Origin of the sequence: Mangrovibacter phragmitis (assembly GCF_040429585.1) — a bacterium.
Classification (GTDB): domain Bacteria; phylum Pseudomonadota; class Gammaproteobacteria; order Enterobacterales; family Enterobacteriaceae; genus Mangrovibacter; species Mangrovibacter phragmitis.
The window spans coordinates 4,853,967-4,871,085 of the sequence record NZ_CP134782.1; the positions used below are offsets into that span (position 1 = coordinate 4,853,967).

At 44.6% G+C, this 17,119-nt stretch carries 14 protein-coding genes and 1 pseudogene; 10 read left to right on the top strand and 5 right to left on the bottom strand.

Translation table 11 applies throughout. The annotated features are described in order from the left end of the window. Nucleotides 1–7: 7 nt before the first annotated feature. The 5 genes from MPHASIOC01_RS23365 to MPHASIOC01_RS23385 form a co-directional block, all read right to left on the bottom strand. Nucleotides 8–3,562, bottom strand: a complete 3,555-nt coding sequence (locus MPHASIOC01_RS23365) for a helicase-related protein (RefSeq protein ID WP_353613388.1) — start codon at nucleotides 3,560–3,562, stop codon at nucleotides 8–10. Beyond that, on the bottom strand, nucleotides 3,562–4,512 hold the full coding sequence (locus MPHASIOC01_RS23370; RefSeq protein ID WP_353613389.1) for a WYL domain-containing protein: 951 nt from the start codon (nucleotides 4,510–4,512) through the stop codon (nucleotides 3,562–3,564). Before MPHASIOC01_RS23370 ends, MPHASIOC01_RS23365 begins: the two co-directional genes overlap by 1 nt. Before the next feature lie 317 nt (nucleotides 4,513–4,829). Next, nucleotides 4,830–5,129 carry a hypothetical protein gene (locus MPHASIOC01_RS23375; RefSeq protein WP_109248245.1) on the bottom strand — a complete coding sequence of 100 codons (300 nt, stop codon included), beginning with the start codon at nucleotides 5,127–5,129 and terminating at the stop codon, nucleotides 4,830–4,832. A 213-nt stretch (nucleotides 5,130–5,342) separates the two neighbouring features. Further along, a complete protein-coding gene (locus MPHASIOC01_RS23380; protein WP_109248246.1) occupies nucleotides 5,343–6,248 on the bottom strand; it encodes a 3'-5' exonuclease in 906 nt (301 codons plus the stop codon). Nucleotides 6,249–6,643: 395 nt separating this feature from the next. Beyond that, complete coding sequence (locus MPHASIOC01_RS23385) at nucleotides 6,644–6,880, bottom strand: hypothetical protein (protein WP_353613390.1); 237 nt, start codon at nucleotides 6,878–6,880, stop codon at nucleotides 6,644–6,646. On the opposite strand from MPHASIOC01_RS23385, the gene umuD reads away from it, so the two are divergent. From umuD to MPHASIOC01_RS23435, 10 genes and pseudogenes are all read left to right on the top strand, one after another. Continuing rightward, on the top strand, nucleotides 6,879–7,328 hold the full coding sequence (gene umuD, locus MPHASIOC01_RS23390; RefSeq protein WP_353613391.1) for a translesion error-prone DNA polymerase V autoproteolytic subunit: 450 nt from the start codon (nucleotides 6,879–6,881) through the stop codon (nucleotides 7,326–7,328). The two genes, MPHASIOC01_RS23385 and umuD, sit on opposite strands and share 2 nt — an antisense overlap. Nucleotides 7,329–7,335: 7 nt before the next feature. After that, nucleotides 7,336–7,440: pseudogene (locus tag MPHASIOC01_RS23395) on the top strand (hypothetical protein); the annotation flags it as partial. Nucleotides 7,441–7,540: 100 nt separating this feature from the next. Further along, a complete protein-coding gene (locus MPHASIOC01_RS23400) occupies nucleotides 7,541–9,070 on the top strand; it encodes a tyrosine-type recombinase/integrase (protein WP_099458586.1) in 1,530 nt (509 codons plus the stop codon). Beyond that, the gene (locus MPHASIOC01_RS23405; protein ID WP_099458585.1) at nucleotides 9,070–10,920 is read left to right on the top strand and encodes a hypothetical protein; all 1,851 of its coding nucleotides are present in this window, start codon (nucleotides 9,070–9,072) and stop codon (nucleotides 10,918–10,920) included. The genes MPHASIOC01_RS23400 and MPHASIOC01_RS23405 overlap by 1 nt, the downstream gene beginning before the upstream one ends. Further along, a complete protein-coding gene (locus MPHASIOC01_RS23410) occupies nucleotides 10,917–11,600 on the top strand; it encodes a hypothetical protein (RefSeq protein WP_353613392.1) in 684 nt (227 codons plus the stop codon). Before MPHASIOC01_RS23405 ends, MPHASIOC01_RS23410 begins: the two co-directional genes overlap by 4 nt. Nucleotides 11,601–11,655: 55 nt before the next feature. Next, entirely contained in the window at nucleotides 11,656–12,675 is a 1,020-nt protein-coding gene (gene istA, locus MPHASIOC01_RS23415) for an IS21 family transposase (protein ID WP_103201373.1), read from the top strand. Continuing rightward, nucleotides 12,672–13,466 carry an IS21-like element helper ATPase IstB gene (gene istB / locus MPHASIOC01_RS23420; RefSeq protein ID WP_103201374.1) on the top strand — a complete coding sequence of 265 codons (795 nt, stop codon included), beginning with the start codon at nucleotides 12,672–12,674 and terminating at the stop codon, nucleotides 13,464–13,466. Before istA ends, istB begins: the two co-directional genes overlap by 4 nt. A 339-nt stretch (nucleotides 13,467–13,805) precedes the next feature. After that, nucleotides 13,806–14,891 (top strand): hypothetical protein, encoded by a 1,086-nt coding sequence (locus MPHASIOC01_RS23425; RefSeq protein ID WP_353613393.1) that lies wholly within the window; start codon nucleotides 13,806–13,808, stop codon nucleotides 14,889–14,891. Between the two features lies 1 nt (nucleotide 14,892). Next, nucleotides 14,893–15,333 (top strand): hypothetical protein, encoded by a 441-nt coding sequence (locus tag MPHASIOC01_RS23430; RefSeq protein ID WP_011264070.1) that lies wholly within the window; start codon nucleotides 14,893–14,895, stop codon nucleotides 15,331–15,333. A gap of 561 nt (nucleotides 15,334–15,894) precedes the next feature. Then, complete coding sequence (locus MPHASIOC01_RS23435; RefSeq protein WP_017045459.1) at nucleotides 15,895–17,103, top strand: IS256 family transposase; 1,209 nt, start codon at nucleotides 15,895–15,897, stop codon at nucleotides 17,101–17,103. Nucleotides 17,104–17,119: the final 16 nt, after the last annotated feature.

The following is a 17,119-nucleotide window of genomic DNA, read 5'->3' on the forward strand; positions in this document are numbered from 1 at the left end:
ACTTGCCTTAAACGGTTTGCTCAGGCGCAACTGCTTTTGAGAGCAGGTCACTGAGATCATAATTAATACTGGCTACTCCAAAGTCTGGCTCGACGGTGAACGGCGTTTTAACGTAGTACGGCCCCTCAAACTCATCACCGTCGACAATGACTATGGCGAGCATAAATTTGTCTGCTTGGTTTAAGCCGTAGATGATTTCATTACGGCTAACAGTAATGGTGCTTTGACCTTTGGCGCGGCCTTTGACTTCGATGTGGCGATCTGGCCGAATTGATCCGTCGACATTGACCGGAGGGCGTGAGGTAACATCCCAGCCACATTTCTCTTCGCCTACATCTCTTACTTCAAAGCCAAAGCTTCGCTCGGCATCCATTACGGCATTTATGGCGATGCGCTCCACACGTGAGCGAGCTTCGGCATCAACACTAAATTGGGTTTCGCCTTTACGATGGGCCAGCAAGCCTTGCGGAATCACTAAAGCGCCACCCATTACCACCGGGGTGCTAGAAACGACGTTTTTCAGAGCTTCAAGTTCGGTTTTACGCTGCTCTAATCGAGCGGTGAGTTCATCTACGCGGCGACGTGCCATTTCAGGCTGCATGCGGGGCTGCTTGCCTGCGTTCACATCGTCTTGTAGTTTGATATAGCGATCCGACCAGTAGTTAATTTCTTTCACTAGGCGTTCATTGACTGCCGCAAGGGTTTTATCTGCCTGCCGTTCGCGGCGGCCTTTCACTTCGCCATAGTGTTCCGGCACCAGTTGCTGTGACGCGTGGTTTAAGGCCAATGCTTCAAGGTTTTTGTTTAGCCAGGGTGCATTTAAAACGTCGCTGACTAACTTATGGTCGTAGTCATCAATAGGTTGTAAATCGAGGTGAGGTGCCCACCCTGCATTGACGGCATTACCTTTTTCGTCGATCTCTACAAACTGTAATCGACGTGATGCGATATCTGTGGAATTACCGCCTTCCCTCACCGTATGGTCCACCATAAAGAGTACTTTAGGTTCTAAGCCATCATCATTTGGGTCTACCAACACGGTGCCTTGCTTAAGCTTGGGGCGATGGGCTTCTAACACTAAGTCGGTTGAGGCATGCATTAACGGGTGCGATGGGTGAATCAGATCGGCCATCGGCTTGCCTTGCTGTCGAACATGCTGCTTTTCGAAGCAAATCCGTTCATATTTTCGCAATACGGGGGTTCGCGTTTCACCGATGATGCGATCACGCTCACGAATAGCAGCGGGCACATGACGCACTTCGAACCGGCCCGATTCACGGTTACGCATTTCGCCACCCAAGGTTTGGAAAGCTTCGGTAAAAAAAGCGCGAATGAAGTAAGGTTGCAGTTTACGGGCTTCTGCCTTTTCCATTTCTTCTTTGACAGCATAGAGCTCTTCAAGCCCCATGTGCTGTTCAACCAATGCATTTCGGCGTAGGATTTCTTTTAAGTGGTCAGCATCAAGCGCACCATCGATCACTTCGTTCATTTTCGCTTTGGTTTCTGGAGACTCGCCGTAGCGGATAGCATCAACCAGCAGATCTTTTAATGAGACGTTATCGAAGGCTTCACCGAGCACATCGAATACTTTGCCGCCTAACGCTTCTTTTTCAATTTCGATCTTGTCGAAGAGTTTTTTGAACACTTCGCCTTCGCGGGTTTCGGCGGCAACGATATTCCAGAGGTGACAAACCTCTGTTTGACCAATACGGTGAATACGGCCAAAGCGTTGTTCCAGTCGGTTTGGATTCCAAGGTAGGTCGTAGTTCACCATGAGATTGGCGTTTTGCAGGTTAACACCTTCGCCGGCGGCATCGGTGGCAATCAGTACAATAACTTCAGGACCGTTTCGGAACTCTTCCTGTACTTTGCGGCGTTCATCCCGGTTTGTGCCGCCATAAATAGTACGCACAGCGTTGTCGTTGCCCAGCATGTCTCCGATGCGCTTCACCAGGTAATTCAGGGTGTCTTTATGCTCTGTAAAGATCAATAACTTGCGACGAGCGCCACTGGCAGTGAACATTTCGGGTTTGTCTTGCAACAGGTAAGAAAGCTCTTCCCACTTTTTGTCATTTCCGGATTGCACAACGGTAAGCGCCTGATGCTCGAGATCTTTCAGGCTAAGTATTTCGGCTTCAAGCTCCGGAATGGTTTCTGCGGCGGTGGCCTGATCGAGCACTTGCTCAGAGAGAATCTCGTATTCTTCTGCACTTAAGTCTTCATCGAGTTCGTCGAAGTTATCCGGAATATCGATTTTCTTTTTAACGCTGTATTCGCCCAATGTTTCAGCTACGCCAGCTCCAGCCGAGCCGCCTTTTTGAACGGCCTGACCACGCGCCATTAGTTTGGTCTCTTCTAGGCGATCTTCTAAGCGCTTGCGGCGACGTTTCAACGATTGGTAGATAGCTTCAGGGCTGGAAGCAAGCCTGCGTTGCAGCATGGTTAGTGCGAAGCCAACGTTGTTCTTCTTTTTGCTGTCGAGGTTATCGGCGCGGTTCATCTCTTCACGCACGTAGGTGGTGACCTGTTCGTATAGTGATGCCTCCATCGGCGAAAGCTCGTAATTGGCTGTATAAGCGCGGCGCTCTGGAAACAGTGGCGTACCATCAAACTTAAGTAGCTCTTCCTTCACCATACGACGCATCATGTCTGACACATCGACCTTATGGGCGCCTTCGCGGAACTTACCGTAAAAGCGGTCGCCATCTAGCAGGGACAGCCAAATCTGGAAATCTTCTTCTTTACCGTTGTGTGGTGTTGCAGTCATCAGCAAGAAATGACGCGTGATGGAGCCAAGGAGTTCGCCCAGTTGGAAGCGTTTGGTTTTATTGATTTTGGTACCGAAGTAACTGGCCGATAGCTTGTGGGCCTCATCCACGATGATGATGTCCCACTCGGTGTTTTTGAGTTTTTCTTGGAATTCTTCGTTACGAGATAGCTGGTCTAAACGGCAAATGAGTTGGTCGGACTCATCGAAGTAGTTGCCAGAAGCGCATTGCTCTTGCTTTTCTCGGCTGAAAATATCGAAGGTAACACCGAACTTTTCGAGTAACTCGTCTTGCCACTGCTCGGTGAGTGAGCCAGGAGAAACGATCAAAATACGCTTGGCATCACCGCGCATAATGAGCTCACGAATTAAAAGCCCTGCCATGATGGTTTTACCGGCACCGGGGTCATCGGCCAATACAAATCGAAGCGGCTGTTTGGGTAGCATGGCTTCGTATACCGCAGATATCTGGTGCGGCAGTGGCTCAACGTTTGAGGTGTGTACCGCCATCATTGGATCAAACAATGCTGCTTGGCTGATACGGTATGCTTCTAAGCCCAATTTGAATTCGGCACCCGGCGCATCAAATGCCCAAGGGCGACCAACAGTAGCCAATTCGAGCCGCGCCTCATCCGAACGAAAGAGCATTTGCTCGCCCAGTTTGCCTTGGCTGTCTTTGTAGTAAACCGTGATGGCAGCATCACCGACAGGTTCTACCTGTACGACGCGGACGATCTCTTCGGCTTGGATGCCACGAATCTGAGCATCTTTTTTAATTTCTTCGAGTTTTAGCATTAGCGCTCCATATCGTCCGTGATAGTTTCGTCTTGGTAGCCAGGGGCAATAACCAGATTTTCAACCCCATATAAAGCTGCTTTGTTTTTTAAGAACAAATGTTCTCCTGGGCCTTTCATTGCTGCATTCGAGGAGCAATCGACATTCCATAGTCTGAGCAAATAGCCTGCTGTTGCAGCTCTAATCTCAACCTTTAGAACGCCACCCGCCATGCCATAATCCAGTTCAATCGCTTCGCTGTGCTCTATGCGTGGATGCGGCACTAACTCAAGCTCTACAAAGCGATTCCATTGCCGGTCCTGGGTTTCTAGTTCAGCTTCAGATAACCTTGAATCTTCAAGCACAACAGCTGCTTTAATGCGGGTCAATACAAAGTCACGGAACTCACCGTGCTTGCGGTCAAAGCCACGAACGTGCCAACGCAGGCCATTGTCCACCAGCGTATGCGGCACAATTTCACGCGTGGTTTCACCGCTCGATAACGACACATAGGTGATACGCAAGGCTTTGCCTTTGTGTATGGCCTCGGTGACTTTCGCTACTATCGATAAACTCGGCTTGTTAAGGTGATAAGGCGCTTCACACGCAAGAGGTGGTTTTACCTTTCCAGTAAAGCCATCACCGTACCCTTGGCTAATGGTTGCCAGTGTTCTCACAACGTCATAGTCGAACAAGGGCTCAAAAGCTTCACCACGTTTATGCAACTTTAGCTTTTGGTCATACTCAATGTTGCCTGGTGCAAGCTCTCGGTACATTGTGAAGTCTTTCGTTGCTTGTGCGGCCGCTATGCTGAAGCGATCGACTAAATCCGCCCGCACCGCTTCGCCCTTAAACAATAAGGTGAAATCGATGTGGGCAATGCGATCCCTGGTTGCTTGTGGCAACTGCGCTAACTGCGAAAGCCTATCTGACTTCGCCACTACTGTTTGTTTCAGACCATCATTTGTCATGCGTCTTGTTTATCCAATTCAACCAGTTTCTTAAAACTCTGTTTATAAAGTAACGACCGACATCGCATAATCACATTGTAGAGCGACGCTCAACGCTGCTCTTTATCCGCAATGACTAATCAAACTCTACTGGTTGAAGCTGGACAGATGGCCATAAAACACTGAATAGGCTTCAACCTAATTAATTTTATTAGGTATCATCCTATCACAAATTATTTTGTAGGGAAGGCTAAGCGGCAACTTTTTGATCTGGATTGCAATTGCCGCTCAGGTATGGGCGTGAAGAAATTGTTTCATGCCATTGCTGATAGCCGCTATCAATGCGCTACCCGAACCAATGGCACCACGATGTTACCGCGATGAGATACCCCTTTGTCCGTCTCTGTAGACATCAGGACTCGTTGCTCACTCTCCCGAATGCGCCTGGCAACTTCTGCTTGGGCTGGAAGCAATGGCAGCATCCCTTCAGCAATCGCGTCTGGGGCAGACTCTTGGCCACAGGACATCAAATGCTTCCATGGATCTTTAAGAAAGCGCTCAAACGTGATGCCAAATTCAATGATGCGGGCAGAGACGAAGATGTCGCCCCAGTATTCAATGTAGGTGTCTTGGTACATGGAAAGATTCCTCTTATTGGTTATATACCCTTCCTACTTGCAGCCGCAGCGGTGTTACCTGCATTCGCTCCCCCCAATCACATAGAAGACCTATGCTCATGGGGATTCGCTCACTTGCCGCCTAGCTGCAACACCAAGTAGTTTGGGTATAACGTAAGTTCACTTTCCATTTTCCAGAGGTTTTCAAATATGCAAGGCTTACCTTGTAGAGAGCTACAAAGCTTTAAATCGATTGCGAGCATCTTTGTAGTCATAGTGGGCATGTTCTGAGCCACGATGATACAAATCATCCAGGTAAGTTTGTTCCTGCGGCAACTCGTCTTCGCTGATTTCGCGCCACCAATGTTTGTTGGCACCTTTAACACCGTCATGCCAGCGGTAACCGCGCTCTTTTAAATAGTCCTTTACGTCAAACGGCGCACCAAACGCACGAACTAACACAGTTCGCCTGTCTGCTTCAGACAACAAGTTTGCAACGGACTCGGGCAACAAATGGAACAACCAGGCCATCGCCAAACAATCGGTTGCAGCTCGGTGTCCTTCATAAAACCAACCTAAGCGAAGCAGCAGGTACTCAAGTTTCCGACTTTCAAAGCCCAGTGCTTTCCAATCTATGCCGCTAGCTGAACAGGCCCAAGATAGGTGTCCTAATGCGGCAAACCGCTTTTCAAAGAAAGGACGATCAAACTGTGCATTGTGTGCAACCACCAGCGGATCATCGGATAACCAACTCGCTACCAGTGAATCATCAATGTGCTGGCCTTGCACCATATCATCGGTGATACCGGTTAACTCGGTAATCAGTTCGGGGATTGGCTTGCCGGGATCTTCATACAGGCTGATCACATCAACAATCGACGCAATCCGCTTAGCTGAGGGGCTGTAAAGCACCTTAACCATACCAAGCTCAATAATGGACTCGTCATCGGCAGACAGTCCGGTTGTCTCTGTATCGAGCAGCACCATTGGCCGTTCATCACCGACCACAGGAGAAAGTTCAAGTGGCCAAGTCTGCGGCTCACGCGTTAATGGAATACGCTCCAGCAATCTAAAATCTTCTGGTCTTTCTGGGATATCCGCGAGGCGCTCTAGCGGAAATGGCGCAGGGGCTCTTGTCATTGATAGTTCCTCTTCAATTCTGTTGTTCGCTTTGGGTTATTTCACTGTGCCCTGTCCGTTTATAAACGCATTTGTACAAAATGCACCTTGGATACCTCAGCGTTTTTTTAATCTTTCTACTGGGTGAGCCTTTCAGAAAGCCTTAGCTAAACCGTTTAGGTAACCCTTACCGATACCCTTTACGTATGGCTTAGCCAATCCCTTTTCAAACGGTTGAAAAAGGCTTTAACTGAGTTCGACTGAGCATTTTAATGATGCTCCTGACTTCCCTTTAAGCCAGTAAATTCAATACGAAGCAGAATTTTACTAACTGTTTTTAAACCCTTTGCAAAGGGTTCAACAAGCCTTGTCTGACGGTTACCTAACCCATGCGTTAACCAGTAGCAGTAACAGGATCAGTAACAGAAACAAGAGCAGTAGGCAGAAGCAGTATTGTCCAAGCCTTGCAGGCTTTGACGAGGGCGAGCGATCCCCCACATCAAGCTTTTCACCACAAAAAAGAAATCACCCACGACACAACGTCTTACTCGAACAACTACAGTTTTACCTACAATTTTACTTGTAGAAATCAGCATAGCATCAGATACTGTATAAACAAACAGCATTAAGTATGATTTTTCGAGGTTCGTCATGAGTGTCTCGCTGATAGGCCTTAGCGGCGCACTTGCCTTCATCAAAGCAAAGCGCCTTCGTATTCCATTGTTCATGGAACGTGTTTCTGCTGGTTTTCCCTCACCAGCGCAGGATTATGTTGAGCAAACGCTCGACCTCAACGAGCTGTGCATCAAGCGACCGGCTGCAACGTTCTTTGTGCGTGTTGAAGGTGATTCAATGATTGATGCCGGGATTCACTCGGATGATATTTTGGTGGTTGATCGCTCTGTCCAAGCAGAACACGGTGACATTGTCATCGCTGGCATCCATGGTGAACTCACGGTAAAGGAGCTTCAACTAAGGCCGTGCGTCAAGCTGATCCCAAGAAACCAGGCGTATGAACCCATTCATATTCCTGAAGGGACAGAGTTAGAGATATTTGGTGTGGTCACCAATGTGGTGCGAAACATGCGCCGTAAGTCGTGACGCTCCCATGCCTGTATTTGCCTTGGTGGACTGCAACAACTTTTACGCCAGTTGTGAGAAGCTGTTTCGTCCTGATTTAAAGGATACGCCGGTTGTGGTGCTGTCCAACAATCACCCATACACTTTTACTTCCACTCTCTAACTATACACGTTTGACAATGTGAGAATGTCCACTATTGTGTTTACAGACTGAATGAATTGGATATCACCACATGGCAATCGTATACGAGATCAAAACAACAGAAATAAAACCATTCACGTATAGAACCCCTCTAATTACGCCTGATGAAAATGGTGAACTATCTATTAAATACTCTCGACAACAACCTAAGCATATTAAAAAGGTTGTTTTGTTGAATTTGGTTGGTAGAAACACTAATGGCGATATAGTCTCATACGAACCAATGGAACAAGTTAATCGCTTTTTACTAGCACACCACCTAAATGACAATAAGCAAGAGTCAGAACAATACAGTAAAGGCTTAGTTCACTACTTTTCATTCTTATTAGAATTACAGCGCTTGTGGGACTCTGAATACGACGAAGACCTTTACGAAGAATTTATTGATCTGCCTAGACCTAGCTGGGATAAATTCCCATTTAGAAAAAGTGATAAAGCTACGTACCAATACCGAGAGGCTCTAATAAAGGCTGTACTTGAGCCTGACACCCCAAACCATACGATAGCCAGAACTACAGCAATTGCATATATGGGTGCTGTAGTTAAGTTTTACTCTTTCCACATCAGAAATGGCTACAAGTTTAACAATCCTCCCTTTGAGCACGAGGTTGTTTCTATACAATATCAGGGAGGCAGTACAAGCATCGGTGCCTACTTGAGTAAAGATATACACACAACAGATCTGCGGTTGAATTTAGGAAAATCTAAACGTAATGACGGTGGCGCACTATCATCAGCTAGACGAGATTTAAAACCCCTAACAAATAAAGAATGGCTTGCCGTAGAGGATATTCTCACCAATACACGTCGAGTTATCAAAAAAGTTGCTGGTGAAACAACTACTTCCAACTTATCAATTGAATATTGCCTGTTCTTTCTTGTCGCACGATACACAGGGCTTAGAAAGGAAGAAGTGGCTAGCCTTCACAAAGGTCAAGTGGCAAAGCCTGGTGAAGATAAGAAAGCAATGAAGCTTGGTGTTGGCGGTCAATACGGCTCATTAACAAAAACCGCTGGATCAGGTAATAAATCTAGGCAAACAATCATCCCCACCCGAATTATGCACCTTTTGTACGAATACACTAGAAGTGATAGATATAAGAAGCGTATCTCGAAATTCAAAGAACATTGTGAACTTAAGCGTCAAAAAGGCGAACTAGGATACTTTGATGGGGAGGATGGAGTAGATGATACAAAAGAGTATTTATTCATTAGCCAAACTGGTGTCCCACTTTTCACTAAACTTCCCGAGGCCAACGCCAGATGGAATGAAATTAGAGCCACTGTAAATATATTGTCTGGGTTTAACCTAACAGCAACTATACACAATCTTAGAGCTACATTTGCGGTATCACTTTTTAGGCTCCTTTTGAGGCGTGTAACTCCTGACAAAGCACTTGCTTTAGTGAGTGAGTGCCTTGGGCACGGTGAAGAGTCCGTAACGTTAATATACCTTAAAATCGCTCAAGACGAACCTACAGGCGATGAAATTTATGAAGATATCCTTGAATTTATAGGTGCATTTGAAGATGCTGATATAAGTGGTATGGAGAGCCAATAATGCCAAAACATAATACCAGAAAGAGAAAATATCTACTTCCAGGTAAAAACTTAATAAAAGGCAAGGCCGAAGTTAAAACCTTACATTTAGCCGATATGGTTATATGTGTAAACGGCAGTATTCTTCGTTTTGAAAGGTTTGCTTTTAAATCCTGTCCAGTATTGTTTCGAGGTTTCAGAAAGGTTGAAACTAGTCAGTTCACTGACATGAAACGAAGCAGTTTTGTGCGTCAAATATACTCTTTGCTAAGTGAGAACGCCACCTCTACCACAGCCTCTAGATATGAAACGCTAATAAAATACGTTAGGTGGGTGGATGATAGTAACGACACTGAATTAATCGATAAAGACATGTTTCACTGGGAACTAATTGATGGATTCATGACATGGTGTGGGAGGCAAAACAGTAAGGGATTACTTTCTCGACCTGTCTGGGGGAGGCACAGAACAAATATTTCATGGCTTTTAAAGCAATTAAATAGGACGCAGGATACCAAAAGACTTCCTAAAATATCAAATGTTTCAGGACACACGACACCCCACAAAAGTCTTGATATTGAGAGAGAATTAAAACCGATCACAAAAAGGTTGTTTAACTCGTACTTTAAGCTTTTAGAACACTATAATGCTGGCACAATGCCTGAAAAACATCCGCTTTATGATAAAGAATTGCTAGAACTAATAGCCCAAAAAAAAGGGATAAAAGGCAGTGACAGAGTTGCCCATTTTGCTGCGTTTTCAAGAGCAGTACAACCCAGCTCAGGGCATAAAAACAACCCCATCACAAAAATAGCAATGATGCTGTGCTATTTGTTTACGGGAATGAATACAACGCCTTTAGCTAAGATGAAAATTTCAGACGTTAATTTCAAAGAGGTGCAGGGTGGAAAGTACATTCTGGATTCCGTGAAAGGTAGAGCTCAACACCAAGAGCAAGATAACGCACTTGGTTTCAGTAAACACGCAAAGGACTTCATTGAAAGCTGGTTAAATGTAGCTAAAAGCATGGCAAATGGTGATAGCAACAGCCCTCTCTTCCCCTACTATAGTAAAGATGGTCAGATAAAGCTTTACTCTGAAATAGGTAGTTCCCCCCATGCAAGCATCAACAAACTATTGACCAGACTGGACTTCCCTAAAATAACCCCTTCAATACTCAGAAAAACCAAAATGGACACTCTGTTTCAAGCAACAGAGTCTGTTTATCTTGTTGCAATGTCGGCAAACAACAGCATTAAAGTTGTTTCATCACAGTATTTACATGGGACATCTGGAGAGCACGAAAAAAAATTAAATGCGGCAATGGATGCTAAATTTTCCAACGCTAAAGGCGTTGATATCAACACCGCAGTTGAAGAGGCTAAATACAAACATTCAAACATTCTTGATCATTATGAGTATGAAGCACTGAGAGAGGGCTCTAACAGGTCTCATGAAGCAAGAACCCCTACAGGGATACGTTGTAATGATAATAAACAAGGTGCTGTAAAAACCATAAATAAAATGCTAGAGCGTATCGGAGTTGAAATGAACTCTGATGAAGAAGCTTGCACCAGCTTTCTTGATTGCTTTGAGTGTGAGCACCATTCATTGGTCTCTGATGTAACAGATATATGGCTAATGATGTCATTCAAGGAAACATTACAAGAGCTTGAAGTAACACCTGCAATTAACTCAATGCCACCTAAGAAAATGAATACACTATTAAACACCATTGAAACTATTCTAGGAGGATTTAGAGATAAATCTCCAGAAAATTATAAGCAAGCCTATGAGCTACAAAAACAAACATCACACCCCTTGTATTCGAATATCTACAGTCTAAATGATCTGCATGAGGTGTTTTCATGATCTCAGTATTAAAACATAATTTAGCTTCAGTACCAGATTATGACGAAAACATACCAGTAAGTAGTTACAGTGATGGCAGTGTTGAAAGCTACATTTTTGATAAAAAGTGGAAGTTTAGCGGCGCTATTCAAGTAGGCGTTGGTGGTCTAACAGGTATCTCTTTTTCACGGATTGACATGAAATACCGCAAGTACATTCAGTCCACACTCGCATACATCATGGATGAATATAAACAAAAGAACAAAACGCATCCAACTATCGGACAACTTCAACACTGGAAGAATGGGCTGAAATATATTGTTCAAAGCCTTGGCGAGTGTAACTGGAACCTTCTATCAGACGACAGAATATTCAAGCAATTCAAGAAATCTTTCAGTGAGCTAGCAATTAAAAGGAGCCTTTCTCAAACACTAATCAACAATGTAGTAACCACTTTTGGTCTGCTAAATAGCCTGAACCTGTGCCATAGGATTGTAACGATAAAAAGCTTAAACATACAAAGTATAAAGCCAACCAAGCAATACATTGCAATTCCAACGAATATCTACCAACAAATACTTAATGATGCTATCTCAACAGTAGAGTCACTGCACCCCCATCGCCATGAAATATCGGCTCTTATGAACCGAATTCAGACTTGTCAGCGCCGATGTAAAAATGACCCACTAACGCCGATTTAAAATTGACCCACCTGAGTCAAACTATCCGTTCGTAACATGGACAAAGCGGCGGATTATGATCAATCAGGAGCAACTAGTGGAAATACACGTTTTACATCAGCAAGGGCGAAGCATCCGCCGCATCGCAAAGGATATGGGTATATCAAGGAATACCGTTCGCACTTATCTTCGAAATAAAGACAAAGCGCCTGTGTATCCCGAGCGTATATCCCGACCAACCAAGCTACAGCCTTACCATGACTACTTGCGTACTCGGATTGAAGCCGCAAAGCCTTATTGGATACCCGCAACCGTCTTACTGCGTGAGTTGAAATCTCTCGGTTACGAGGGCGGTATAACGATGCTCAAAGAGCACATCAAACAGTACAAACCTAGTGCGCCAGTCGATCCTGTGGTTCGATTCGAGACATTGCCAGGTGAGCAGATGCAAGTCGACTTCACGACTATCACGCATTACGGTGTACGTGTTAAAGCCTTCGTGGCAACGCTGGGTTATAGCAGAGCGACGTTCGTTCGCTTTAGTGAACGAGAGCGCCAAGAAGACTGGATAGAAGGTCTTGAAGAAGCATTTGAATACTTCGGTGGCGTCCCCAAAGAAGTGTTGTTCGATAATGCGAAAGCCATCATGATAGAGCGTGATGCATACGGTGAAGGTAAGCACCGCTGGAATCCTGCACTGCTCTCCGCAGCCAAGAAATACAACTTTAAACCAAGAGCTTGTCGTCCATATCGCGCAAAGACCAAAGGAAAAGTGGAGCGATTCAACTCTTACTTGAAGAATAGCTTCGTCACTCCGCTTGCGGCGACACTCAAGCAGCATGGTCTTAAAATTACCATCGATGTTCTTAATGGACATATCGGCGCATGGCTAGAAACCGTCGCTCATCAACGAACTCATGGTACGACAGGTGCAAAGCCTCAGGTTCTCTTGGATGAAGAGCGCTTTGCACTTCAGTCGCTACCATCGCCGAGACGCCCAACCGCATCACCTACAATCAGCGATAGTGTGATACCACTCGAAAGCTTCCAGCACCCTCTCTCAACCTATGACGCGCTGTTGGAGGTGCGAGTATGAACCTTCAAATGAATCGCATTGAAGCTGCCTGTGCCGCGCTGAAGTTACAAGCTATCGGTCAGGAATGGCCGAGACTGGCAGAAATCGCCAATAGCCGTGAACTGAGCCTAGCCGATTACTTAGAGTCACTTCTGAGCGCAGAGCTGGAAGTGAGAGCAGAACGCACAAGAGCCACACTAACTAAGTTCGCCAGCTTCCCAATGGAAAAAACGTTCGATGATTATGACTTCAAGTTCGCAACGGGTGCGCCGAGAAAACAGCTCAAGGAACTAACAGGGCTAGCGTTCATAGAGCGAAAGGAAAACGTGGTATTACTTGGGCCAAGTGGCGTCGGCAAGAGCCACCTTGCAGTGAGTCTTGGTCAACTCGCTGTCCAAAAAGGTTTTAAAACGCGGTTCATCACGGCAGCAGACTTGATGCTTCAACTCTCTACTGCGAAAGCTCAAGGTAAACTAGACAGTTACTTGAGGCGCAGTGTACTTGCTCCCAGACTGCTTATCGTCGATGAAATCGGGTATCTACCGTTCGGCAGAGAAGAGGCCAACTTGTTCTTTAACGTCATCGCCAAACGTTATGAGCAAGGCAGTATTATCGTGACCAGTAACTTGCCGTTCTCTCAATGGTCAAATGCGTTCGCCGACGATACAACACTGACGGCAGCACTGCTCGATAGGCTTCTTCATCACTCACACATCGTACAAATCAGCGGTGAGAGCTATCGATTAAAAGGAAAAAAGGCGGCTGGAACCATACCAGCGGCTCTAGAAAGTCTATCTGAAGGTAAAGGTTAATTACGTGGGTGGGTCAATTTTACTTCGGCGATAACGCCGATAAGTGGGTCAATTTTAAACTGGCGTTGACAGACTATATACGACGAAGAAAAAAATCGAAAAGACAGATCGTCTTCTCTAGGCCAGATAAACGACAGGACTCGTAATAGAATTCGGAAGATAGGTCATAACATTCCTGATTTTAAGCTTACTCGTGACGGCACAAACATTTCTAATATTCTGACTCCCTGTGCGATAGTTTTACTGGCATTTAGCGGTGTAAGAGTTGGAGAGTTAAATAGCTTTACTAAAGATAGTTACGAAGAAAGGGAAGGAGAACACGGCGATAACATATGCTTTTTGAAAGGTGAAACTACTAAAACAGTCAATGGTATTCCTAAAAAAGAAGTATGGCAAACACACCGCATATCTAAAGATGCACTTGAGTTAGCCTATGACTGCACAGCATATCTTCGCACAACCTACATAGATGATGTGAACAAGCAATACACTGAACAAAAGATCAATTTAGATGAGTACAAAAAAACCTTACGGGTGCTAGAGTCTGTATTTCTGCCAGTAACACTAGGAGGCTCTAAAAAGACCAACTACAGCTCAACGGCTGCACGCTCAAAAAACCTCAAGTCTTATTTGGAACAACTAAATATTAAAGCAACAAAAGAAGATGTTGATTCATTCAATACCCTTAACCCTTCATGGCACGGAGAACTCAAAGAAGGTCAATTCTTACCTAAGATCAGTGCTCATGACTTTAGACGAACATTCGCAGTATTCTTTAAGCGTTATGGATTTGGAACAACGTCAACAATCAAGTTTCAATATAAACACAGAAATATAAACATGTCCGAATATTACGGCAAAAACGCCCAACTTCAGTACTTCGAAGATGTCTTGTTAGACTCTGACTTAATCCAACTATTGCATGAAGAAGGGGTTAACATTGCAGTCGATATGTTTGATGAAATATACAACGCTTCAGAAACGCTAAGTGGGCTAGGTGGAGAACGAATAGCCAAGGATAAGTTTGAAAAACTACGCTCTGGAGACAAGGTATATATGACGCGGACTGAAATTGAGTCCCTAGTTCGCAATGGCACGCTTTCTATTGTCAAGCTACCTACAGGCGGATACTGCACTAATTCGTCTTGCAGTAGAGTGTGTGGTATTGGCGAGTTCTCCGCTGAAATTAAACCATGCGAACATCAGATAATCACAGACAAGGAGGCCAAAAGAACTCAACGTCAAAATAAGCGGCTAATAAATACATTTCGAGATTTGAATAATGGCGACCCTATGATGAAAAGTATACTTATCGGAGTTAAGCAAAAGATAAAAATAAATGAGTCATTGATTATCAACCATGGAATTAAAGTCACAGCCTTTGAGGATAATATCAAAGGCATAATCGCAACCAGTAGAGGTTAATATGAGAAAATCAGGAAAAGCATTAGCGAGATTGCGAGCAGCTTTAGAACGCCTAATTTCGGGCAAGCCACAAAATGTTTCACCTTCAGGTAAATTAACCCTTAATAAAATAAATAACGAAGCTGGACTTGGTAACAGTTACATACACAAATTTAAAGATTTTATTGAAAATGAAGCAAACCCAGCCATTGAGTCGTTTAACGCTAATTACGATCCCGTCAAAGCGAAACTATTACAAAACAAGCAGAATCTAACTGAGAAAGAAAAGCATAAAGCCAGAATGAAGAAAGAAGTCAAACTTAAAGAGCAATACCGCCAAGAGCGAGATGATCTAAAAACTATAAACAAAGAATTAGAAACACAAATTAGTTCTTTGATGTTCAGGCTGTATGAATTACAAGAACAACTTAATGTACAAAATGTTGTGAAGATCTCTCAATAACTATTGCCTTAATGTCGGTGGACAATAAGATCGTGACTCTGACACCAATGTCTGAAACTTTTACATTAAAGATTAAAACTTTTCGGGGTTCATTTGGCTGGTTCTTTTGTGTTTGGACTGCCATTTTATAAAACACGTTTCTGGACAGAAGTTCGTTAGAGTTTCTACTTAATTTAGCAAAATACGGATTAAGTCAGGTATGGGAACCTGATGTTAGTTGTTAGTTATTGCAGAATGAACTCTGTTCGTCTTTTGATGTGCAGGATATCTTCTCACCTAAAAATTCTGATACTTCAGAAGTAATCGTTAGGTTTGTATACGTATAACCATACATTAAAAGTGACGTGGCAAAATGGTCAAGTTAACCAGCTAATTATCAATGTAGCATTTGATAATTAGCTGGTTAAACGCTTCATGCGAAAGCAATTTAGAGTTCAAAAACATTCCGTCATCGTCATACATAACAAGAGAAAAACGGCTAAACTATTTTGTGTACCCGAGAGTGTCCTGAATTCTGTGTAACTGTCTAAACTTAAGCCTTAAAGGCTAAGGATGGACAATATGGATAAGAAAGCACTCGAAGCTTTTGCTCGTGAAGCAGCAAAGTCAATTAAGACAGAATCTGATCTTGATGACTTCCGCAAAATGTTAACCAAGGTGACCGTTGAAACGGCGTTAAACGCTGAACTCGATGAGCACCTTGGATATCAAAAACACCAATCTAGAACCAGCTCCAACTCCCGCAATGGCTACTCGGGCAAGTCAATCATCACCGATGATGGAGAAATCGATATCGACGTTCCCCGCGACCGTGAAGCCAGCTTTGAACCTCAACTCGTCCGCAAGCACCAAACTCGATTCCAATCCATGGACGACAAGATATTGAGCTTGTACGCGAAAGGCATGACCACACGTGAAATCGTCGCAACGTTCAAGGAAATGTATGATGCCGATGTCTCGCCAACGCTGATATCAAAAGTAACGGACTCGGTGCTTGAGCAAGTGATTGAATGGCAGTCGCGACCTCTCGACGAAATTTACCCTATCGTCTATCTCGATTGCATCGTGGTTAAGGTGCGTCAAGACAAGCAAGTCATCAACAAAGCGGTCTATCTTGCGTTAGGCGTCAACATGGAAGGCCAAAAAGAGCTGCTCGGCATGTGGCTCTCTGAAACGGAAGGTGCCAAATTCTGGCTTAACGTGCTGACTGAGCTTCAAAACCGTGGGGTAAAAGACATCCTTATCGCTTGCGTTGACGGGCTAAAAGGCTTTCCTGACGCCATCAACACTGCGTTCCCAGAGACGCAAATACAGCTCTGTATCGTCCACATGGTGCGAAACTCGGTCAAGTACGTCCCTTGGAAAGACTATAAAGCGGTGGCGACTGACCTGAAGAAAATCTACCAATCAGCCACAGAAGATGAGGCTCTGCTGGCTCTAGCACAGTTCTCTGACCGATGGGATAGTAAGTATCCTCAAATCAGTCGCTCTTGGACGGCGCATTGGGACAACCTCAACACCCTGTTTAACTACCCAGAGGATATTCGCCGAGCCATTTACACGACTAACGCCATTGAATCCCTCAACAGCGTTATTAGAAAAGCGATTAAGAAGCGCAAGCTCTTCCCAACGGATGAATCAGCTAGAAAGGTGATCTACCTGGCTATCCGAGATGCTTCCAAGAAATGGACGATGCCGATCAGAAACTGGCGACAAGCTCTAAACCGCTTTATGATTATGTTCGAAGACCGACTCACTCAATACATGTAACCCCGACAGTTACACA

Excerpts from the sequence above, each read along its gene's own strand:
- MPHASIOC01_RS23365 (WP_353613388.1), bottom strand. The coding sequence starts at position 3,562 with ATGCTAAAACTCGAAGAAATTAAAAAAGATGCTCAGATTCGTGGCATC.
- MPHASIOC01_RS23370 (WP_353613389.1), bottom strand. The coding sequence starts at position 4,512 with ATGACAAATGATGGTCTGAAACAAACAGTAGTGGCGAAGTCAGATAGG.
- MPHASIOC01_RS23375 (WP_109248245.1), bottom strand. The coding sequence starts at position 5,129 with ATGTACCAAGACACCTACATTGAATACTGGGGCGACATCTTCGTCTCT.
- MPHASIOC01_RS23380 (WP_109248246.1), bottom strand. The coding sequence starts at position 6,248 with ATGACAAGAGCCCCTGCGCCATTTCCGCTAGAGCGCCTCGCGGATATC.
- umuD (WP_353613391.1), top strand. The coding sequence starts at position 6,879 with ATGAGTGTCTCGCTGATAGGCCTTAGCGGCGCACTTGCCTTCATCAAA.
- MPHASIOC01_RS23385 (WP_353613390.1), bottom strand. The coding sequence starts at position 6,880 with ATGACGAACCTCGAAAAATCATACTTAATGCTGTTTGTTTATACAGTA.
- MPHASIOC01_RS23400 (WP_099458586.1), top strand. The coding sequence starts at position 7,541 with ATGGCAATCGTATACGAGATCAAAACAACAGAAATAAAACCATTCACG.
- MPHASIOC01_RS23405 (WP_099458585.1), top strand. The coding sequence starts at position 9,070 with ATGCCAAAACATAATACCAGAAAGAGAAAATATCTACTTCCAGGTAAA.
- MPHASIOC01_RS23410 (WP_353613392.1), top strand. The coding sequence starts at position 10,917 with ATGATCTCAGTATTAAAACATAATTTAGCTTCAGTACCAGATTATGAC.
- istA (WP_103201373.1), top strand. The coding sequence starts at position 11,656 with ATGATCAATCAGGAGCAACTAGTGGAAATACACGTTTTACATCAGCAA.
- istB (WP_103201374.1), top strand. The coding sequence starts at position 12,672 with ATGAACCTTCAAATGAATCGCATTGAAGCTGCCTGTGCCGCGCTGAAG.
- MPHASIOC01_RS23430 (WP_011264070.1), top strand. The coding sequence starts at position 14,893 with ATGAGAAAATCAGGAAAAGCATTAGCGAGATTGCGAGCAGCTTTAGAA.
- MPHASIOC01_RS23435 (WP_017045459.1), top strand. The coding sequence starts at position 15,895 with ATGGATAAGAAAGCACTCGAAGCTTTTGCTCGTGAAGCAGCAAAGTCA.